Origin of the sequence: Borreliella americana, assembly GCF_021043605.1 — a bacterium.
Classification (GTDB): Bacteria; Spirochaetota; Spirochaetia; order Borreliales; family Borreliaceae; genus Borreliella; species Borreliella americana.
The window spans coordinates 1-5073 of record NZ_JAJNFB010000032.1; the positions used below are offsets into that span (position 1 = coordinate 1).

The 5073-nt window shown below is 27.5% G+C and carries 3 protein-coding genes and 1 pseudogene; all 4 read left to right on the forward strand.

Annotated features, from left to right (window positions below; all coding sequences use genetic code 11):
* Window positions 1-1055, forward strand: a 1055-nt coding sequence (locus tag LRB30_RS05445; protein WP_231020061.1) for an FtsW/RodA/SpoVE family cell cycle protein, incomplete at its 5' end; no start/stop codon positions are given.
* Between the two features lie 165 nt (window positions 1056-1220).
* Window positions 1221-2966 carry a threonine--tRNA ligase gene (gene thrS / locus LRB30_RS05450; protein WP_231014010.1) on the forward strand — a complete coding sequence of 582 codons (1746 nt, stop codon included), beginning with the start codon at window positions 1221-1223 and terminating at the stop codon, window positions 2964-2966.
* A gap of 4 nt (window positions 2967-2970) precedes the next feature.
* Window positions 2971-3601 (forward strand): annotated as a pseudogene (pgsA, locus tag LRB30_RS05455) (CDP-diacylglycerol--glycerol-3-phosphate 3-phosphatidyltransferase).
* Window positions 3588-5033, forward strand: coding sequence for a hypothetical protein (locus tag LRB30_RS05460; RefSeq protein ID WP_231014008.1), 1446 nt, complete (start codon window positions 3588-3590; stop codon window positions 5031-5033). The pseudogene pgsA and the gene LRB30_RS05460 overlap by 14 nt, the downstream one beginning before the upstream one ends.
* Window positions 5034-5073 lie beyond the last annotated feature (40 nt).

Sequence of the window (5073 nt, forward strand, 5' to 3'; positions counted from 1 at the left end):
TTGGAATGACAGTAAATGGAGCAAGGTCCTGGATTGGTATATGGAAACTTGGAGGACAGCCTTCTGAATTTGGTAAAGTTATTATTATTTTGACCCTTTCAAAATTTTATACTGAAAAAAAGGGGTATAATGAATTTTTTACCTTTATCGCCGCATTTTTATTAATTTTTCCATCGGTGATTCTTATATTGTTGCAACCCGATTTTGGTACAGCAATAGTATATTTAACCATTTTTATATTTATTTCTTTTTTTGCAGGAATAGATTTGCATTATGTTTTGGCATTTGCGTTGATAGGGTTTTTTTCTTTTGTTTTTGCAATTTTACCAGTTTGGTATGAATATAAGGTGAATATGGGCAATGTATTTTATCTTATTTTCTCTAATCCTTTTTATTTTAGAGTAATAATGGGAGTGCTGCTTTTAATACTTTTGATTTCTGTTTTAGGATTTTTTATTTCTAAATATGGTTTGAGTATTAAAATAATTTATTTTTATATATTTTTTGCAAGTTCTATTTTATTGGTTTCAATATTGCTTTCAAAGGTCCTTTCAAAGTTAATGAAGACCTATCAGATTAAACGGTTTTTGGTATTCTTAGATCCAGCTATTGATGCTAAGGGAGCTGGTTGGAATTTGAATCAGGTTAAAATAGCAATTGGTTCTGGTGGTCTTTTGGGTAAAGGATTTTTAAAGGGGCCTTATACTCATGCTAATTATGTGCCATCTCAAAGCACAGATTTTATTTTTTCTATTCTTGCCGAGGAGTTTGGATTTTTGGGTGTTAGTACTATTTTAGTATTATTTTTTTTTCTTTTTTTAAAATTTTTGATAATAATGAATAAAAGTCAAGATAGGTATATGGCCTTAGTAATATCTGGAATTTTGGGACTTTTATTTTTTCATACCTCATTTAATGTTGGAATGTCTTTAGGAGTTCTTCCTATTACTGGGATTCCCTTTCCTTTTCTCTCTTATGGAGGTTCTTCTACTATTACATTTTTCTTAGCAATGTCTTTTTATTTTAATATTGAATCAATAGTTGCTATGGATTGAGAATTTATTTTTAGTTTTTTGTTTTCTTATCTCTATTTTTTTAGAAAATTTTTTTGTATATTTTAATTTAGTAATTATAAATATTTGAGGTGCGTGTTTTTGCGTAAAAGTTATGAGTGTAAATTTTAATTTTTTAATAAAAATCGAAAGGCTAAAGGTATTTTTGTGAGCAAAGATTTAGATAAAGAAGATGTTCTTTACAAAAAAAGACACTCAATAGCTCATGTTATGGCAGAGGCTGTTCGTGATTTATTTCCAAATACCAAGATTGCAATAGGTCCTCCCATTAAAGATGGTTTTTATTATGATTTTGAATTTAAAAAGCAGATAACAGAAGATTCTCTTTTAGACATAGAAAATAGAATGAGAGAAATTTTAAAGACGGGTAGTTCTTTTGAAAAAGAGATAATAAGCGTAGAACAGGCTCTTGAAATTTTTAAGGATGAGCCTTATAAGATTGATTTGATTAAAAATTTTGATTTACAAAATGAAGTTTCTATTTACAAGAGTCATAATTTTGTCGATCTTTGTAGGGGCCCTCATGTTGAGAACATGAATAAAATTGATCCAAAGGCATTTAAGCTTACTAGCATTGCTGGAGCTTATTGGCGGGGCAGTGAAAAAAACCCAATGCTTACAAGAATTTATGGAACCTTGTGGAATAATGAAAAAGAGCTAAGATCTTATCTTAATTTGAGAGAAGAAATAAAAAAAAGAGATCATAGAAAGCTTGGAAAAGAGCTTGATTTATTTTCTATTCATGAAGAGATTGGACCAGGACTTGTTTTTTTTCATCCCAATGGTGCTAAAATAAGAACTTTAATAGAAGATTTTTGGAGAGAAGAACACTCTAAAAATGGGTATGATATTCTTTTTACTCCTCATGTTGGCAAATCTTGGCTTTGGCAAACTTCTGGTCATTTAGACTTTTATAAGGATAGCATGTTTGAAAAAATAGAAATGGATAAAAGTGATTATTATCTTAAGCCCATGAATTGTCCTTTTCATATTGCAATTTACAATACAGGCAAGCATTCTTATAGAGATTTGCCATTTAGATGGGCCGAACTTGGCACTGTGTATCGTTATGAAAAGATAGGTGCTTTGCATGGCATGATGAGGGTCAGAGGGTTTACTCAGGATGATGCTCATATTATATGCACGCATTCTCAAGTTTTAGATGAGATTAAAGAAGTTCTTAGATTTGCTATTTATATGTGGAGTAAATTTGGCTTTAGTAACCTAAAGGCATATCTTTCTACAAAGCCTGACAAATCTGTGGGCAATGATTCTGATTGGGAAATGTCTTTAAAAGTTCTTGAAGAGACTTTAAGTGATTTTGAAGTTCCTTATGAAATTGATAAAGGGGGGGGTGCTTTTTATGGGCCTAAAATTGATCTTAAGATAGTTGATTCGCTTGAGAGAGAGTGGCAGATGAGTACAATTCAATTTGATTTTAATCTCCCTGAGAGATTTAATATGACTTATACTGCTGAGGATGGCAAAGAAAAAAGACCATTTATGATTCATCGAGCTTTGTTGGGATCTATTGAAAGATTTTTTGGAATTCTTGTAGAGCATTATGGTGGAGCGTTTCCTTTATGGTTATCTCCTATTCAAGTAGTAATCATTCCTGTTAACAATATTGTAGAAGGTTATGCTGTTAAAGTTTTTAATAAATTTAAAAATGAGGGGATTAGAATAAAACTTGATAATAGCTTCTCAAGAATGAATGCTAAAATTAGGGAATATCAAGCTAAAAAAATACCTTATATGTTTATAATTGGTGAGAGAGAAGCAACAGAAGAGAGAATATCTATTAGAACAAGAAAAAATGAGCAAATAAATGGAATGAAACTTGATGAAGCTCTTAAATTTATTTTATTTAAAATAAAAGACAAGGAGATTTGATAAATTGAATAATTTAATCAAGATCATTACCCCAAATAAAATAACATTAGCTAGAATTGTACTTTCCTTTATCATATTAATTTTATTTTTTTTGGAAAATGTATTTTTTTCGTATTTATTTTTTGGAATTATTTGGTTTTTAATTATTTTTAATGAATTTACTGATTTTATTGATGGGTGTCTTGCAAGAAAATATGGTCTTGTTAGCAATGTAGGTAAAATTTTAGATCCTTATGCGGATGTTTTGCAACATCTAACTTATTTTGTTTTTTTCTTTTACAAAGGTATAACCCCTTATTATTTTTTTGTAATATTTATTTATCGTGAAATTTCTATTGGGTTTGTTAGAAATTTAATTATTCAGTTTAATGTAGTTCAACAAGCAAATTTTTTGGGAAAATTAAAGTCACTTCTTTATGCTGTTTGTACTTTTGCAAGTCTTTTATTTTATACTTTAAATCAACTCAACTTTACAGAACCTGTTCAAAATTTTATTAGTTATATTTTAACTTTTGAATTTAAATTTTTATTTATTGTTCAAATGACATATGTTTGTGCTGCTTTTTTTGCAATTTTATCATTTTTAGAATATGTGTTAATATTTTTGAATGTAAAAAAAATATGAAAATAAATAAGACATTCATTTTGCTATTTTTATTTACAAAACTTTCTTTTATTCAAGCTCAAGTAAATCAAATTTTAACAGAAATTAGTCCTTTGAGTATTTTAAATAAAAATGGGAAAGGAAGTGTTTATTTAAAAGTTAGCAAATCTTCTGATTATATTTTAACCTTAGATAAAAGTTCAAATTCCGAGTTTGTTTTTAAAATTTATGATATTTCTAATAAAAAATATATAACTGATAAAGTAAAAAAAAGAGATTTTAAACTAAGATTAGATAAAAATTTTCTTTATGCAATAATATATGTTGGTACTAAAAATGAAAACATAAGGTTTTTGCTTACAGATTTAGATTTTTCAATTTTAAGTAGTGATTCCCTTAAAGCTAAAACATCTAAGATTGAAAAAGAAGATTTATTTTTTACTTTAAAAGATTTGCCTGTTTTAAATTTAGCTGCCAAGCTTAAAAAGTATATATTAAGGATTTATAAAAGCAATATTTATATTGCCTATCAGTTAGAAAATAGCAATGACATTAAAGTTGCTGAATTTATTGAGGGTGTTGGTTGGTTTAATCTTGATTCATCTGTTAATGGAAATATTACTAATATAGTTAATTTTGACTTTTCAATTAATTCGAAAGGAAATTTATATATTGCGTTTGTTACAAAATCAGGGGATGATTTTGCCAGTGAGCTTATAGTTAAAAAATTTAATAGTAGAAAATGGATTGATATTAGTCCTGGACACATAGAAAATTTTGGATCTTTATTAAATATTAGTATCGATTTAAAAGATAGGTTGTATTTAGCATATTTAAGGAAAATTGGGGGTGAATATAAAATCAATTTAATTTCGAATATGGGCTATGGAAGTATTTGGACCGATGTAATACATGCTTATTTAAGTAAAGGTGATTCTAATGTTAATTCATCAAACATTGGACTAATATCTGAACCTTTTTTAGGCATTTTTTATAATTATAAGTCAAACAATGAGATTAAATCTGAATTTATTGTAAACAATGAGAATGCTTGGGTAAATTCCAATATTTCTTCTGTTTATATGGCTAATTTTATTAAAGGCTTTTTTGATTCTAATTTTAATCAAATAATTATGAGTTTTGTTTCTGAAAATAGACCTATTATAAGTATTTGTCCTTTGAAAAGTAATAGATGGATTAACATAAGTCCTAATGTTGAAATGGAAGGTTCAAGTACTGACATTGGGCTTTATAATAATACTTTGTTTTTAGCTTTTGAGGATAATAATAATGTGAGATTAATTTATTTTAAGAATAAAAATTGGTATTTTTTAAATAAGTTGGAGAATTTTAAAAGCGATGTTAAAAATCCCCAGATTGGAATTTATGGTAATCAAGGGCTTATAATCTCTGCTTTAGGCTCTAATTCCAATGAATTATTTTTTACTTTGGTTTACCAATGAAAGTAATTCAGAGTAAGGTCTGGTTTCAAGGTTTTCTTTT

Excerpts from the sequence above, each read along its gene's own strand:
- LRB30_RS05460 (WP_231014008.1), top strand. The coding sequence starts at position 3,588 with ATGAAAATAAATAAGACATTCATTTTGCTATTTTTATTTACAAAACTT.